This window comes from Azonexus sp. MM2026_4 (assembly GCF_055901855.1).
In genome coordinates this window covers 4,546,112-4,562,378 of record NZ_CM148380.1, presented here as the reverse complement: position 1 = coordinate 4,562,378, position 16,267 = coordinate 4,546,112, and the positions used below count along the sequence as shown (strand labels likewise).

The following is a 16,267-nucleotide window of genomic DNA, read 5'->3' as shown; positions in this document are numbered from 1 at the left end:
GCTGCGGCAATTGGATCTATCGACAATTTCACTGAAGCTTCCTTGCTGGGAGCTCAAGCAGATACTTTAGGGATATGGCCTGTAACTTGCTGCGAATCGCTGCAAGAAGCTGAATTCCAACCGTGCAGGGAGAACAAGCATGACCTTGAGCATCAACACCAATAGTTCGAAACTCTTGAATGAATTGATGAATTCACGCATGACGACTTCGGGCAATCCAACTGCGTTGTCATTTGCGGAAACATTGAGCAACGCGCAGAAGAGCGGTGCAGATAAGACATCCGCCCCTGCGTCAGGCGAAACCGCTTTGAACAATGCGGTACAGAACAGCAACAATACTTCGAATGCCGGGATGCCTATGGCCGCACTGGATTATTTTTCATTTGGCGATGGCGAGGCAATGGGACTGCCAGAGGGAGTCTCTCGTCTGGAATACAACGTCTACCGTCCCGATGGCTTGGATATTGACGGACGATCCTATCCTTTTGTTGTCAAATCGACCGGTGAAAAACTCAGTGGATCTGTTGCCGACAAATACCAAAAGATGCTGCTGGAGGTAACCAGGCAAAGAGTCGAAATTTATAAGGAAGGAAAAGCGACAGGACTATCTGACGAGCAGATATTGTCGAACCTTCAAGCCTTCGACAAGAGTCTGCCTGATTCATATCGCACTTTGGTTGGAAAGTCCGACATGGTTGCCCCCTCGACGAGGTACAACATGCCAACACATGACGAGGTGATGCAAGCTTGAATCAAAAGCCAAGCTGAAATGCGGCTTGCTCAGGCGACATCACTCTTTTGAAAAAAGGCTCACGGCGCCGGCGACATGATGGCCCGATCGAGTATAAAAAGCCCCCGCCGCTCAGTTGCCACTGAGCCGACGGGGGCTTTTCAATTTCCTACGGTTGACCGGCAAAACCGGTCGATTTTCGCAACTTACATCTCGACCGTAGCCGCCTGTTCCACAAACTCCGGAATCTGGTCGAAGTTCATGTAGCGATAGACTTCACCGGCCTTGGCGTTCACCAGCTTGATCTGCTCCATGTATTCCGCAACGGTCACGATGCGGCCGGCCAGCGCGCACATGGCGGCCAGTTCGGCGGAACCGAGGTACACCTGGGTGTCGATGCCGAGGCGGTTCGGGAAGTTGCGGGTGGAGGTGGAGATCGCGGTGGAGCCCTTGCGGATCTGTGCCTGGTTACCCATACACAGCGAGCAGCCCGGCATTTCCATGCGCGCGCCGGACTTGCCGAGGACGCCGTAGTAGCCTTCTTCGGTCAGGATCAGCGCATCCATCTTGGTCGGCGGGGCGATCCACAGACGGGTCGGGATGTCGGACTTGCCTTCGAGGACCTTGCCGGCAGCACGGAAGTGGCCGATGTTGGTCATGCAGGAGCCGCTCATTTACCAACACTCGACTTCGTCGATCTTGGCGCCGGCGACTTCGGACAGCAGCTTGACGTCGTCCCGCTGTTGGCAACCCCGGTTCGGGCAGGCCAGGATCGGCTCGGTGACTTCGGCCAGGTCGATTTCGATGACCGCGGCGTACTGGGCGTTGGCGTCGGCCTTGAGCAGCGTGCCGTTGGCGATCCAGTCTTCCATGGCGTTGATGCGGCGCTTCAGGGTGCGGGCATCGGCGTAGCCTTCGGCAATCATCCACTTCATCAGGGTGATGTTCGAACGCATGTACTCGACCATCGGTTCCTTGTTCAGGGCGACGGCACAGGCGGCAGCGGAACGCTCGGCGGCAGCGTCGGACAGCTCGAAAGCTTGTTCGACCTTAAGGTTCGGCAGGCCTTCGATTTCCAGGATGCGACCCGAGAAGACGTTGATCTTGCCCTTCTTCTCGACGGTCAGCAGACCGGCCTTGATGGCGTACAGCGGAATGGCGTTGACCAGATCACGCAGCGTGATGCCCGGTTGCATTTCGCCCTTGAAGCGGACCAGCACGGATTCCGGCATGTCCAGCGGCATGACGCCGGTGGCGGCAGCAAAGGCGACCAGACCGGAACCGGCCGGGAAGGAGATGCCGATCGGGAAACGGGTGTGCGAGTCACCGCCGGTACCAACGGTATCCGGCAGCAGCAGGCGGTTCAGCCAGGAGTGGATGACGCCGTCGCCCGGACGCAGCGAGACGCCGCCACGGGTGCTGATGAAGGACGGCAGTTCGCGGTGCATGCGCACGTTGACCAGCTTCGGATAAGCTGCGGTGTGGCAGAAGGACTGCATGACCAGATCGGCAGAAAAGCCGAGGCAGGCCAGGTCTTTCAGTTCGTCGCGGGTCATCGGGCCGGTGGTGTCTTGCGAACCCACGGTGGTCATCTTCGGCTCGCAGTAGGTGCCCGGCAGGATGCCGGTCACGCCACAGGCCTTGCCGACCATCTTCTGGGCCAGCGAGTAACCCTTGCCGTCGTCGGCCGGGTTTTGCGGCAGGCGGAACAGCGTCGATTGCGGCAGGCCGAGGAATTCACGCGCCTTGGTGGTCAGGCCACGACCGATGATCAGAGGGATACGGCCGCCAGCGCGGACTTCGTCGAGGATCACCAGGGTCTTCAGTTGCGATTCGGCGATCACGGCATCGTTCTTGGTGGCGGAGTTGCGTGAAGAACCGGTGCCGACCACGTCGCCGACGTAGGCAATCAGGACGCCAAGCTTTCAACCCCGGCGCGTCCCACGCCTACCCCAACGGCCCTCCGGGCCTTGCCTGACCTGGCTCGATGGACCTCAGGACAAGCCGGAAACCCAGGGAGTAGCTGCGCATGCCGGGCGCGTAGCCGCGGCGGATAGCCGAGCGCAGCCACCCGGCGTCGCCGACCCAGGAGCCGCCGCGCACGGCGCGGTACGCCCCTTCATTGACCGGCTCCGCCGGGTTCACCTGCGCCGCTCCATCGTACTTTCGCATCCCATCCGCACACCACTCCCACACATTCCCGTGCATCTGGTACAGACCCCAGGCATTCGGCTCAAAACTTTTCACCGCCACCGTCCCTTCGCTGAGCTTCTCAATCCCACTGTAGTTCGCTTTTTCCCGGTCGATGTCATCGCCAAAATGGTAGGCCGTCGCCGTCCCCGCCCGGCACGCGTATTCCCATTCCGCTTCCGTCGGCAAACCCGCCTCCATTCCCGGCAGCAGTTCCTCCAGCCGCCCGAGAAATCCCTGCACTTCGTCCCAACTCACCTGCTCCACCGGCAACTCATCTCCCTTGAAATGGCTCGGCTCTGTCCCCATCACCGCCTGCCACAAGGCCTGCGTGCACGCCGTCTCCGCCAGCCAGTAACCCCGCCTCAGCGTCACTTCGTGCTGCGGGCCTTCGTCGCTCCTTCGCTCTCGTTCACTCTCTGGCGCCCCCATCCAAAACTGCCCCGGCTCAATCCAGCGCATTACCTGGCTGGCGCGCCCCTGCCCGGTCTCCAGCGTAAAGGAGGACCATAAACCGTAACGGTCATCTCCCCAGGCATTGGCAAAACAAGGCGGAAAAGGGTTGGGCAAACAGATCATGACAGCCAGCCAAAAAAGTCGGCCACCCGGCGAGCCTTCGCCACGGGGCATCCGCCACCGCCGCTACCAGCACGCCGGGCGCCTTGCAGTTTGCCGCCACGGCACAGGCCATGGCGAACGGGAGGGCGGGCCTGGTCCATGGACCGTGCTTCCACACGGTATTCATCGAGCTCAGGACAAGCCGGAAACCCAGGTTGTTGTTGCGCTTGCCGGGTGCGTTGTCGTTGCGGTAAGCCGAGCACAGCCTCCTGGCGTTGTTGATCCAGGAACCGCCGCGCACGGCGCGGTGCGCCCGCCTTCATCTTGGCCGCCCTCCTGGAAGCGGAGGGTAAACGGCTTCGCCATCGTTGCCAAGCGCGTGCAGACGTTGCCGAAAGCCCAGTGTCCGGGAACCGGCCAGCGTCGCCAGCAGACCATCCTGAGCGCGCTGCGCGGTGGCCTCATCGACCTGCTGCTGGCTCAACGCCTCGGCGATACGCTGGCTCCCGGCCCGGTAACGGGAAAGCTTCCTGGAGCTGGCGAACACGCCCCCCGGACGCACCCGAAACCCGCAATAGCGCAGACCATGCCGGGATTCGCCAAGGCGCGCCGTCGGCTTGAGGCACAAGGCCCGTTCCCGAGCAAGGAAATCCGCCAGATCGGCGAGCGTTTCCTCGGCGGCGGCGCGGGACGGGCACCACCAGACGATGTCGTCCATGTAGCGCACATGGGCGCGTACCGCCGGGTGTTGCAGCAGGCGGCGGTCGCCGGCATCCAGGTAGGCATTGGCGAAATGCTGCGAAGTCAGCGAGCCGATGGGCAGCCCGCGCCCCGGCACGACGGCGCCGCCGTCGATGATGCGTCCGAGCAGATCGAGAAAGCCGCGCCCCTTGAAACGGCTGGCCAGCAAATCCTTGAGCCTGGCGTGGTCGACCGCAGGAAAGTAGCCATCCACATCCACCTGGACGAACCACGGCCAGCGTTGCAATTGGCGCTGCGCATGAGCGACGGCGGCATGGATGCCCTTGCCGGGCCGGCAGGCGTAGCAACTATCTACCAGCATGCGCTCGAAACGCGGCTCGGCCAGGTTGAGGATGGCATGGTGCAATACCCGGTCGGTAAAACAGGCGGCGGTGATGAGGCGCGGTTTGGGGTCGCGAATGGCAAAACGGCGCCCTCGTCCGCAAGGAGCGCGCCCGCTCAGGATGTCTTCAGCCAGCCCGGCCAGACGCCCATCGAGGTCGGCCAGAAAGCGCACGACAGCGGGACGCTGCCGCTTGCCGCGCGCGGCTTTCCAGACCGCAAGCAGCAGGTTGTCACGGGCGGCGATGTCTTCCAGGGCAATGGCGTCGCGCTGCACAGATCTATGCTCCCGCTGGTGGCGAAAACTGACGCAGCCGCTCCAGTACCGCCACGCCGTAACGCTCCACCCGTGCCGGCCCGATGCCTTCGATGGCGGCAAGCGCCGTCGCTGAGTCAACACGTTGTCGAACGATTTCGGCCAACTGTTCGTTGCTGAAGACGGCATAGACGGGAACGCCTTCCCGCTCCGCTGCCGATTTGCGCCAGGCCCGCAAATCCGCGTAGCGGGCGAAATCGGCGTCGTCGAGCACTTCACGGTAGTCGACCTTGCCGCGCCCTGCCCCGCGTTGCTCGGATGCCTTGAGCACATCCGGCAGAGGGCCGGAACCAGGAGCAAGGGTTACGCACACCGCCCAAAAGGACTCCGCCCCTGCCGCCACCAACTGGCGCTCTACCGACACCACCCGGTGCGCATTGCAAAAGCGGTTGAGTTCGTCCTGAGCGGTGGCCGGGTTGAGCGCGGGAATGGCAAAAAAATGCATGGACATGGCCGTCAAGCGCGTCCTTTTTTGCGCGGCGCGCGCTCCGCGCGCGTCTTCTTTAACCCCGGCGCGTCCCGCGCCAACCCCAACGGCCCTCCGGGCCTTGCCTGACCTGGCTCGATGGACCTCAGGACAAGCCGGAAACCCAGGTCGCGGCTGCGCCGGCCGGGTGCGTAGCCGTAGCGGGAAGCCGAGCACAGCCACCAGGCGTGGAGGAACCAGGAACCGCCGCGCACGGCGCGGTGCGCCCCTTCATCGACCGGCTCCGCCGGGTTCACCTGCGCCGCTCCATCGTACTTTCGCATCCCATCCGCACACCACTCCCACACATTCCCGTGCATCTGGTACAGACCCCAGGCATTCGGCTCAAAACTTTTAACGGGGACCGTCTTCTCCCGGTATTCCCCTTTTTCACCATCGTCGTAGGGAAAGTTGCCGTCGTAGTTCGCCTGCCCGGTGGTGATCGTCTCGCCAAAACTGAACGGCGTCGGCGTCCCCGCCCGGCACGCGTATTCCCATTCCGCTTCCGTCGGCAAACCCGCCTCCATTCCCGGCAGCAGTTCCTCCAGCCGCCCGAGAAATCCCTGCACTTCGTCCCAACTCACCTGCTCCACCGGCAACTCATCTCCCTTGAAACGGCTCGGCTCTGTACCCATCACCACCCGCCATAAAGCCTGCGTACATGCCGTCTCCGCCAGCCAGTAACCCCGCGTCAGCGTCACTTCGTGCTGCGGGCCTTCGTCGCTCCTTCGCTCTCGTTCACTCTCAGGCGAACCCATCAGGAAATGACCAGGAGGAATCCAGCAGAGACGCTGGGTGGCACTACCGTAGCCGGTTTCTACGGTGAAATCCGCCCACAGGCCATGATCGTCCTCGCCAATCTCTCCTTCCCCTGTCCAAAGCATCTTGCTGCCAGCCTGGTTTTCAAGGTGACGAAGGCGGTGGCGCCGGCCCAGCCAGGAAACCTCCGCAAACAAGCCATCCGCATCACGGCTCATAGTTTCCGCCCAGGCGGGGCGCAGGGTTTCCAGCCACAAACGTTCGCCCCCCAGGTCAACAAAGGCGGTGCCGCTGTCGGCGGGCAGGAGCCCCAAGTCGAGCGGCAGGCTGGCAACAGAGAGCGCCTGGCTGCTCGGGGTGGCACCGCTGACATCAAGGCGGACCAAGCCGCCCTGGAGGGTGGTCACTGCCAACGCACAGCCCTGTGCCAGGGTTTTCGGCTGCTGGTCGAGATAAAGCCGGTCGCCGCGCTGAACGAGCAGACAGGGGCGCGACGGCAGGTTCTCGGTTTCGAGAAAGAAACGCAGGTCGGCATTCTGCGGCAACCAGTCGGGGAGTTCGAGTCTGCCTTTCTGCCACTCCTTGCTGCGACTGATGGCCCAGAGCGCCTGCAGTTCGCGAGAGCCGGCAAGCACCTCGCCCCCCTGCCGCCCCAGATGATCCGGCAGCCAGTAATCGCGCAGGAAACCGCCCGCACTTTCGTGGCTGAAACGTACAAGGCGGGCGCGGTAGTCCGCCAGCGACTGACGCGCGGTTTGGTCGAGCACGGCGAGTTGCTGCGCCTCAGGCAAATCACGCAGGTAATGGGCAACCAGACCACGCTCGGTCATGGCCAGGGAGGGTGTGCCGCCGTGGTAGACATCGATAAGCCGGACCACGCGCTGCTGCTCGGCCAGCGGCAAGGCGGCAAAGGCCCGCGCGCGCGCGGCATCGTCGGCGGCGCCGATCCAGGCGAGATTGACGCCGTCGTTGCGGATTTCCGGATGGCGGCGCAGATCGGCCTCGGCCACGGGGTGCAGGCCGAGGCGTTGACGCAGGGCACGCAGCAATCCCGGCTCGACTTTCAATAGTGGGGCAATGTGGGCACGCAAGGCTTCGACGCCCGACGTTTCCATGGCAGCCACCTCGCTGCCGGGTCGAACGGGATGGCTGAGGCGTGCGCCGGGCGCCCATTCATGTATTGCCCAGGCGCGTGCCAGCACTGCCGGCATGCGCGCGGCAGGAACGGGGCAGAGGGCCAAAGCCGGCACGCCCGCTGCCGCCAAGCGACGACCAAGGTGAAGCCAGCCGTTTTGGACGTCGGGTTCAAGGGCAAGCATGCCGAGGTCGCCCAGGATCAGCAGCGGGTTGCCGGGTGCCGGCATGTGCCAGCGGCGCAGCCTGCCATGACGTTCGCCTGCGCCGCGAACCCGGAGTTGCCCCTCCTCAGCCGGGCTTTCAACCACGTCTACCGCCAGGCTGGCGCGTCCCCGCTCGCGCAGCAAGCGCCGCCAGACGAAGTTGATGTCTTCCCGGTAGGCGCTCAGATGGCTGGCGTGGCCGAGAAGAATGTTGATTCGCGGCGCCCAGCCATAGCGCTGGATCATGGGTATCCGGCGCAAAGGATGGCCGGCTGTGACGAAGCGCAGCAAACGGGCGACGTCCGGTTCGCGGCCGGGCCGGCTATCGCCCAGGCGGCGACGCAACCAGGGACCAAGGCGGGACCAGGACAGCAGAGGCTGCCAGGTCGGCATTTGCCATTCTTCCGGCGCGCGGTCTTCATACATGGCCTGCCAGACCGGGGCGTCCGGATCAGGCTTGGCGTCAACGTACCAGCCCGGGGGGGCAACTGCGGCGGCTTGCGCGGGCAGGGTTTCGCGCTTGCTGAGCGCCCAGTACGTGATGCCCGGCGCTTCTATTGGTTTGAAGTCGGGCAGGACTTCAACGCGCGGCAGCGTGGGCGTTGGGGCTGCCGACGGCAATTCTTCCCGGATTTTACCGGGAAGACGGTGGTAGCCGAGGAGCGGCGCGGCGCGCGCAAGGTCATCCTCGCCAAGCTGCTTCAACAGGCGCAGGAGGTCGGCGCGACCGGCCTGGGGAGCCTTAATAGGCGTCATCGGCCAGCGGATGTTTGTGGAAGGTGAATTGACCGATGCGCTCAAGATTGGCGAGTTGGGCCGCATGGTCGTTCGGCCAAAGCTGGGTCAGCACACGCAGCGTGTCGAGGTATTCCGCCTGCCCCGGCTGAGGGAGTCCTCGCCGCTCATGCTCGACGCGGTCGGCCAGCAGTTGCTCGGCAGCCTTGGTGTAGACCTCCGCGGAGCAGGCGTCGGCAAAATGCAGCCGGCCGCGCTCGATCAGCCGGTCTTTGTCGGGCTGGGGCAGTTGCAGCACCAGGCAGCGGCGCACGAAGGCCGCCGGAAGTTCCCGCTCTTCGTTGGTGGTGATGATGACCAGCGGCGGCGGCATGTCGGCACGACTACGCACGGCCTGATCCAACCAGGGTACGGCAAAGCCGCCATTGCCCATGGTTTCGAGCAGACCATTGGGCAATTCGGCTTCAGCCTTGTCGATTTCGTCGATGAGCACCACGCAGCCAGTTGGTCGCGTCTGGCCCGGCAGCAGTGATGGCGGGGAAAACTGTTTGGTGGCTTGGTCATGTTGCGCCTGCGCCGAATCCCAGTCGAAAGCCCACCAGAGCGGGCCGGGGCTGACGTAATGGCTCTGAGCCAATTCGGCCCGTGCCGCCGCCATGTCGAACTTGGCAGCACCAATGGCCTGGGCATCACCGAAACGCCCTACTGCGTCGTAACGCCACTGCAAGTCCTGGCTTTCGCTACGTGCATGAACTACCTCGGACAGCAACACCCAGCCGAGCTTGACCGCCGCAGCTCGCGCCAACTGACTCTTGCCCACACCCGGCTCGCCCCGAATCAGCAAGGGCCGCTGGGCGGCCAGAGCGGCGCGTACAGCCAGGGCAGAATGCTCGTCAAACTGATGGACAGCTTCCGGCCATGACCCTTGAGCGGGAAGCGTGACAACTTCAGTGTTGCCAATGGGGGGGATGGTAAAGTTGAGAGTCATGGGGTTTGGCTCAGTTCGGAAGGAATATCGAGAAAGGAAATGATGGTTGCCAGTAGACCGGCTTCGCTCGCCGCCAGCAGGGGACAGATACCTGCTGGGGTCTTGAGACGGATGATGACCAGATGGGGCAGCTTTTTCAGCAGCAAGTCGACAAACTGGCGGTCATTGAGAGGGGTGCTTTGGTCCGGCGAGAAGGGCAGGAAATGGTTGTGGGTCTTGTTGACTCGGCGGACCTCCAGTACTGCATCGAGAGTTTGCTCGTCCTTGGCGGAGAGCTTGGCGCGAGAGTCGTCGGGAAAGACGCGCCGCCAAATGTCGAGCAACAGTTTGTCCACCTCGGCTAATACGTTGTAGCTGGAGCCGGTAATCGGGGCACCGAACACATGTTCGCAGGGAAAATCGGTGCCTCCATTTCTTTGCGACGGCAGCGTCACCCGTGTCTGCTGAAAGCGGGCGCTGAGGATCTGCAGGCCCAGGCCGGTTTCAATCTGGAATTCAAGACATTCACCACCGGATTTTTCGACTTCATCTACCCACTCGGGCTTTACAGCGAGTACGCATAGCCAGGCCAACACGCCCCGAGCACAATCCCAATATCGATCAAACTCCCTACCGGCAGTGAATTTGCGCAGACACTCCAGCGTTGCGGGACGCAGAATCTGGTTTACCACGCCCTCTAGTTGTTTTACCTTGCCCACAGCGTCGAACAGGCCGGAGGCATGCTGACGTTCCTTCCTGATGGTTTCGAGTTCCTTATTGAGCAAGGGGCAGCGGTCTAGCAGGGTATTGACTTCATTTCGTATTTTGCCGACAAATCTCTGGTCGGGATCGCGCTTCATTTTGACAACCCTTTTTCGCGCAGAAATTTCGGGATTTCGAGGAAAGAACGAATGAATTCCTTCAATCTTGTTTCATCCGCCACCAGCAGCGGGCCTTCACCGTGTGCCGCCGTCATGCGTATTACGCTTAAATTTGGTAACGTTTTCAGCAGTATTGTCAGGAAATCTGGCTGACTCAGCGGAGATTCGCGATCCATCGAAAAAGCCAGGTAGTGGTGTTGTTCCCGATTGATAGCACGTACAAGAAGAGCTGCATCGAGGGTCCGCACGTCTTGCCTGGAGAGCGTTTTACGACTTTCCTCCGGAAAAACTCGGTTCCAGATATGCAGAAGCAGCGCATCCAGCTCCTTCTGCATAATGTAGCTCTCCGGCATCAAGGGTGTATCGAAGCAATCTGCGCCGTGCAAGTCGGCGCGCCCTGTCTCCTTGGGCAGTGCAATAGCCTGCTGACGGTAGCGGGAGCTGACGATTTCAACGCCAAGGCCGGTCTCAACGGGAATATCAATCAGGAGACCGGCAAAGCTGCCGTTACGGCGCACGAAATCCTCGACCCAATCGCCCTTGACCGAGAGTACGGCTAGCCAGGCCAACACGGCACGGGCAGCAGTCCAGCGCTGGACAAAGTCGCTGCCATCCTGGGGCAAGCCGCCGAGGCAGGCGATGGTGGGCGGTCGCAGGTAGTCGTTGACCACGCTTTCGAGTACCTGCCTGGTTTCCAGCAGAGCGACCAGATTGGTTGGGGGTTCCGGATTCTCTTCGGCAATATGCCGGTCGATTGCCGTTTTCAGGGGCAGGCAAGTCGCCAGGATGCGAGCAATTTCGGCGCTGGCATGGGCGACGAAATCACGGTCGGATTGACGCTGCAACGGTGTTTTTTCTGAACCGTGTTCGACCGCCGCTTCGGCGGGGAACGCCGCCGCCTTGGCCTGGCTGTCGTTTCCCACCGGTTTGTCATCTTTCAACGGGGCGTCCGGCGCAACACCAGCGACAATCCGCACCGAATCACCCGCCGCTTCCTCTGGGAAAAAATAGCCCTTGGGGTCTGCTCCGCCACTGAGTGGTGCCAGCAACTGCGCCCAGTCGTCGGACACCCGCATGTGCCAGCCTTGCAGCCAAAGCTCACCCGAGGAAGCTGCTCGCCAGTGCCGGCAGAGGTAGTTCTTCATGGCACCGGTCTCGATACCTTCGGCGACAAAGGGCACTCCTTGGTGGTGTAGGTCAGCCAGTTTGCCAACCATGCCGCCGTTCGCATCCCGGTTGTTATAGAGCAGCTTGACGTGGCGGCCATCGGCTTTGACGAGCTTGACGCGATTAGTCAGTAGTTGGCGAGTGTCGTGGAGCAGTTGATCGGAGTCGTCCAGGGCGATGCCGAGCCAGGCATGCTGGTCAAGCAATTCGCGAATCTTTGGAACGTCTGAAGGCTGACAGTTTTCGCTGATTTCGAGCAGCACGGGATGGCCGGGAGCGCGCGTGCTGTCGAGAAGTTCGGCCAGCAGAGGCCGGGCCAGCATGGCGGAATCGACGTTGAAGGTAAACAGGGTGTCGTTGCCATGGCGTCCCAATTGCCGCTCAAACCAGCGGTCGACGAGTTGCCGCGCCGTCAGCAGGCCGACCCGAAACAAGGCAACGCCGAGCAGGCCATCGGGCAGGCCAGCGCTTCTGGCTTCGGTGGCGAGGCTGCCATAACGCTTGCCGCCGGGGCCAAGGGCCAGCATCTCAAAGCCATGGATGCTGTTGGTGGTGTATGCCGGAGGCTGCGGCGCGGCGAAGGGTTCAAGGGCAACACTGAGGCTGGCGAGTAATTGGCGACCGGCGTCGGTGAGCTTGCCCCACTGGCAAGGGGTGTCAGTGCTGCTCTGGAGCAGGGACTTCAATTCCTGTGAAAAGCGGACTGCCTCCGCCATAATGCCTCCCGGTTATGCCGTTGGTGAGAGCCAGAAGGATAGCAGTGTCTGTGCGGATTGTGATGGGACAACGGCTGACCGGGGCTGGCCGGTCTGGCGACCGTCTGCGCAATGACGGGTGACGGTGGCCCGCCTTGTTTCCGCACTTACCAGAAAGCACGCTGATCAAAGTTGTTGTCCGGCGCCAGTTAAGCCTAAAGGTCGAACTCATCCCGCCCGGCATCCTGCGTCTTCCACAATGGAGGACCACGGACCGGGGCCAGGCGCTGTGGCAATGTCGCCTCGCTCAGAATTCTTGCCGTTTACTGGCCCGGAAAAAAGCCCCCGCCGGTTTCCCGACGGGGGCTTTTTCATCTAGCTACGCTCGACCGGCAAAACCGGTCGATTTTCACACCTTACATCTCGACCGTAGCCGCCTGTTCCACAAACTCCGGAATCTGGTCGAAGTTCATGTAGCGGTAGACTTCACCGGCCTTGGCGTTCACCAGCTTGATCTGCTCCATGTATTCCGGAACCGTCACGATGCGGCCAGCCAGGGCACACATGGCGGCCAGTTCGGCAGAACCGAGATAAACCTGGGTGTCGATACCGAGGCGGTTCGGGAAGTTGCGGGTGGAGGTGGAGATCGCGGTGGAGCCCTTGCGGATCTGTGCCTGGTTGCCCATACACAGCGAGCAGCCCGGCATTTCCATGCGGGCGCCGGACTTGCCGAGGACACCGTAGTAGCCTTCTTCGGTCAGGATCAGCGCATCCATCTTGGTCGGCGGAGCAATCCACAGACGCGTCGGGATGTCCGACTTGCCTTCGAGCACCTTGCCGGCGGCACGGAAGTGGCCAATGTTGGTCATGCAGGAGCCGATGAAGACTTCATCGATCTTGGCGCCGGCGACTTCGGACAGGACCTTGACGTCGTCCGGATCGTTCGGGCAGGCCAGGATCGGCTCGGTGACTTCAGCCAGGTCGATTTCGATGACCGCGGCGTACTGGGCGTTGGCGTCAGCCTTGAGCAGCGTGCCGTTGGCGATCCAGTCTTCCATGGCGTTGATGCGGCGCTTCAGGGTGCGGGCATCCGAGTAGCCTTCGGCGATCATCCACTTCATCAGGGTGATGTTCGAACGCATGTACTCGACGATCGGTTCCTTGTTCAGGGCGATCGCGCAGGCGGCAGCGGAACGCTCGGCGGCGGCGTCGGAGAGTTCGAAGGCTTGTTCAACCTTGAGATCCGGCAGACCTTCGATTTCCAGGATGCGACCGGAGAAGACGTTCTTCTTGCCCTTCTTCTCGACAGTCAAGAGGCCAGCCTTGATGGCGTACAGCGGAATGGCGTTGACCAGGTCGCGCAGGGTGATGCCTTCCTGCATCTTGCCCTTGAAGCGGACCAGCACGGATTCCGGCATGTCCAGCGGCATGACGCCGGTGGCGGCGGCAAAGGCGACCAGGCCGGAACCGGCCGGGAAGGAGATGCCGATCGGGAAACGGGTGTGCGAGTCACCGCCGGTGCCGACGGTATCCGGCAGCAGCAGGCGGTTCAGCCAGGAGTGGATGACGCCGTCGCCCGGACGCAGCGCAACGCCGCCGCGGGTGCTGATGAAGGACGGCAGTTCGCGGTGCATGCGCACGTCGACCAGCTTCGGATAGGCGGCGGTGTGGCAGAAGGACTGCATGACCAAATCGGCGGAGAAGCCGAGACAGGCCAGGTCCTTGAGTTCGTCGCGGGTCATCGGGCCGGTGGTGTCTTGCGAACCGACGGTGGTCATCTTCGGCTCGCAGTAGGTGCCCGGCAGGATGCCGGTCACGCCACAGGCCTTGCCGACCATCTTCTGGGCCAGCGAGTAACCCTTGCCGTCGTCGGCCGGGTTTTGCGGCAGGCGGAACAGCGTCGATTGCGGCAGGCCGAGGAATTCACGCGCCTTGGTGGTCAGGCCACGCCCGATGATCAGGGGGATACGGCCGCCAGCGCGGACTTCGTCGAGGATGACCAGGGTCTTCAGTTGCGATTCGGCGATCACGGCACCGTTCTTGACGGCGGTGACCTTGCCGGTGGCTTCGTCGACCTTCAGTTCGATCTCGTCGCCCATGTCCATCTGGCCGGCGTCGATTTCAATCGGCAGCGCGCCGGCATCTTCCATCGTGTTGAAGAAGATCGGGGCGATCTTGGAACCCAGGCAGACGCCGCCGAAACGCTTGTTCGGGACGAAGGGGATGTCTTCGCCGGTGAACCACAGCACCGAGTTGGTGGCGGACTTGCGGGAGGAACCGGTACCGACCACGTCACCGACGTAGGCGATCAGGTTGCCCTTGGCAGCCAGCTTTTCCAGTTGCTTGATCGGGCCGCGCGAGCCCGGCTCGTCGGCTTCGATACCCGGACGCGGGTTCTTCAGCATGGCCAGCGCGTGCAGCGGGATGTCGGGACGCGACCAGGCATCCGGGGCGGGCGACAGGTCGTCGGTATTGGTTTCGCCGGTGACCTTGAAGACGGTCAGCTTCTGCGAGGCCGGCACGGCCGGACGCGAGGTGAACCATTCGGCGTCGGCCCACGACTGCATGACGGCCTGGGCATTGGCGTTGCCGCCCTTGGCCAGTTCGGCGACATCGTGGAAGAAGTCGAAAACCAGCAGGGTCTTCTTCAGTCCTTCGGCGGCGACGGCGCCGCAGGTCGGGCAGGCGAGCAGGTCGATCAGCGGCTTGACGTTGTAACCGCCGAGCATGGTGCCGAGCAGCTCGGCAGCCTTTTCGCGGGAAATCAGGGCACAGGCTTCTTCGCCCTTGGCGACCTTGGCCAGGAACTCGGCCTTGACCTTGGCGGCGTCATCGACACCGGCCGGCACGCGGTAGGTGATCAGCTCGACCAGGGCGGCTTCTTCGCCAGCCGGCGGATTCTTCAGCAGGGCGACCAGCTCGGTGGTCTGTTGCTTGGACAGGGGCAGCGGCGGGATACCGAGGGCTGCACGCTCTGCTACGTGGGCGCGATAGGCTTCAAGCACGGCGACTTCCTTTCGTAAAGGGTTGCTCTAGGGGTAAAGGACGAATTTTACGACAACGGCGACGGCCTGATGGTTCTGATGAACCTTCCCCGCCGGCACCCGCAGGTCTTATATATTTTATATGTTAGTTCACCGCTCCGCCACTGCCCTGCTGCAGTGCAACGACGAATTCGCTCAAAAAACAGGCGGCAGCCTCAAGTTCCTTGCGGCTCAGTCATTTGCCGCCGCTATCCCGAGCTTATCCACAGCCTTGTCCGACCCGAACGGGGATAAATGCGCTTCCGTCCACAGGCTGCTAGACTGAGGACTTTTCCACGATACCCCAGAAATCCCATGTCCCGCATCGCCGCGATCTCCCGCCTGGGCCAGCAGGTCTGGCTCGACAACCTCTCCCGCCAACTGCTCGAAACCGGCGAGCTGGCCCGCTGGATCGCCGACGACGCGGTAGCCGGCGTCACCTCGAACCCGGCCATCTTCTACAACGCGATCCGCACGGACCCGGCCTACCAGAGCGCCGTCGCCGCGCTCAAGGACAGCCCGCTCGACGCCGAACGCCGTTTTGAAACACTCGCCCTGCCCGACGTGCAGAAGGCCTGCGACCTGTTCGCGCCCTTGCATGAAAGCAGCGACGGCCGCGCCGGCTTCGTCAGTTTCGAGGTCTCGCCCAGTCTGGCCGACGACGCCGCCGGCACCGCCGCCGCCGCCCGCCGCCTGTGGGCGGAGATCGACCGCCCGAACGCGATGATCAAGATCCCGGCAACCCCGGCCGGCATGCTGGCGATCGCCGACAGCATCGCCGCCGGCATCAACGTCAATGTGACGCTGATCTTCTCCCCCGGCCAGCTCGCCGATGTCCAGGCCGCCTACCGCGCCGGCATCGAGCGGCGCTTTGCCGCCGGCCTGCCGGTCGACCGCATCGCCTCGGTGGCCAGCATCTTCATCAGCCGCCTGGACAGCCTGCTCGACCCCAAATTGCCGTCGCAACTGCAGGGCCGCACGGCGATCGCCATGGCCCGCCAGGCCTACGCCGACTGGCAGGCGCTGCCCGCACTGCCCGGCAACGCCCGCCAGCAGATGCTGCTGTGGGCATCGACCTCGACCAAGAACCCGGCCTACCGCGACGTCACCTACGTCGAGCAACTGATCGGTGACGGCACCGTCAACACCGTGCCGGACGCGACGCTGGTGGCCTTCCGCGACCACGGCGACGCTGCCGCGACGCTGGCCGCCGACCCGGCCGGCACGGCGGCGCAACTGGCCGGCGTGGCGGCGCTCGGTATCGACCTCGACGCGGTCGGCGAAGAATTGCAGGCGGCTGGCCTCAAGCAGTTCGCCGAGGCCTTCGGCAAGCTGCTCGACCTGGTGCGCTGAAGGC

Annotated in this window: 11 protein-coding genes and 1 pseudogene; 2 read left to right on the top strand and 10 right to left on the bottom strand. The window is 62.9% G+C overall.

Annotation, left to right across the window (positions count from 1 at the left end; all coding sequences use genetic code 11):
• The first annotated feature begins 139 nt into the window (after window positions 1-139).
• Window positions 140-751 (top strand): hypothetical protein, encoded by a 612-nt coding sequence (locus AC0KWY_RS21510; protein ID WP_474027539.1) that lies wholly within the window; start codon window positions 140-142, stop codon window positions 749-751.
• 185 nt (window positions 752-936) lie between these two features.
• On the opposite strand, the pseudogene AC0KWY_RS21505 reads toward AC0KWY_RS21510, so the two are convergent.
• The 10 genes and pseudogenes from AC0KWY_RS21505 to AC0KWY_RS21460 all read right to left on the bottom strand — a co-directional run.
• Window positions 937-2,592: pseudogene (locus tag AC0KWY_RS21505) on the bottom strand (bifunctional aconitate hydratase 2/2-methylisocitrate dehydratase); the annotation flags it as partial.
• Window positions 2,593-2,677: 85 nt separating this feature from the next.
• Window positions 2,678-3,499 (bottom strand): formylglycine-generating enzyme family protein, encoded by an 822-nt coding sequence (locus AC0KWY_RS21500; protein ID WP_474027538.1) that lies wholly within the window; start codon window positions 3,497-3,499, stop codon window positions 2,678-2,680.
• Window positions 3,444-3,779 carry a hypothetical protein gene (locus AC0KWY_RS21495; protein ID WP_474027537.1) on the bottom strand — a complete coding sequence of 112 codons (336 nt, stop codon included), beginning with the start codon at window positions 3,777-3,779 and terminating at the stop codon, window positions 3,444-3,446. The genes AC0KWY_RS21500 and AC0KWY_RS21495 overlap by 56 nt, the downstream gene beginning before the upstream one ends.
• Before the next feature lie 18 nt (window positions 3,780-3,797).
• Window positions 3,798-4,838, bottom strand: a complete 1,041-nt coding sequence (locus AC0KWY_RS21490) for a reverse transcriptase domain-containing protein (protein ID WP_474027536.1) — start codon at window positions 4,836-4,838, stop codon at window positions 3,798-3,800.
• 4 nt (window positions 4,839-4,842) lie between these two features.
• Window positions 4,843-5,322, bottom strand: coding sequence for an HRDC domain-containing protein (locus tag AC0KWY_RS21485; RefSeq protein WP_474027535.1), 480 nt, complete (start codon window positions 5,320-5,322; stop codon window positions 4,843-4,845).
• An 11-nt stretch (window positions 5,323-5,333) separates the two neighbouring features.
• Complete coding sequence (locus AC0KWY_RS21480; protein ID WP_474027534.1) at window positions 5,334-8,243, bottom strand: formylglycine-generating enzyme family protein; 2,910 nt, start codon at window positions 8,241-8,243, stop codon at window positions 5,334-5,336.
• Complete coding sequence (locus AC0KWY_RS21475; RefSeq protein ID WP_474027533.1) at window positions 8,185-9,165, bottom strand: AAA family ATPase; 981 nt, start codon at window positions 9,163-9,165, stop codon at window positions 8,185-8,187. The genes AC0KWY_RS21480 and AC0KWY_RS21475 overlap by 59 nt, the downstream gene beginning before the upstream one ends.
• A complete protein-coding gene (locus AC0KWY_RS21470; RefSeq protein ID WP_474027532.1) occupies window positions 9,162-10,004 on the bottom strand; it encodes a hypothetical protein in 843 nt (280 codons plus the stop codon). The genes AC0KWY_RS21475 and AC0KWY_RS21470 overlap by 4 nt, the downstream gene beginning before the upstream one ends.
• The gene (locus AC0KWY_RS21465) at window positions 10,001-11,908 is read right to left on the bottom strand and encodes an EAL domain-containing protein (RefSeq protein ID WP_474027531.1); all 1,908 of its coding nucleotides are present in this window, start codon (window positions 11,906-11,908) and stop codon (window positions 10,001-10,003) included. Before AC0KWY_RS21465 ends, AC0KWY_RS21470 begins: the two co-directional genes overlap by 4 nt.
• A 395-nt stretch (window positions 11,909-12,303) precedes the next feature.
• Window positions 12,304-14,892, bottom strand: a complete 2,589-nt coding sequence (locus AC0KWY_RS21460; protein ID WP_474027530.1) for a bifunctional aconitate hydratase 2/2-methylisocitrate dehydratase — start codon at window positions 14,890-14,892, stop codon at window positions 12,304-12,306.
• 333 nt (window positions 14,893-15,225) lie between these two features.
• Here AC0KWY_RS21460 and tal point away from each other — a divergent pair, with 333 nt between their 5' ends.
• The gene (gene tal / locus AC0KWY_RS21455) at window positions 15,226-16,263 is read left to right on the top strand and encodes a transaldolase (protein ID WP_474027529.1); all 1,038 of its coding nucleotides are present in this window, start codon (window positions 15,226-15,228) and stop codon (window positions 16,261-16,263) included.
• Window positions 16,264-16,267 lie beyond the last annotated feature (4 nt).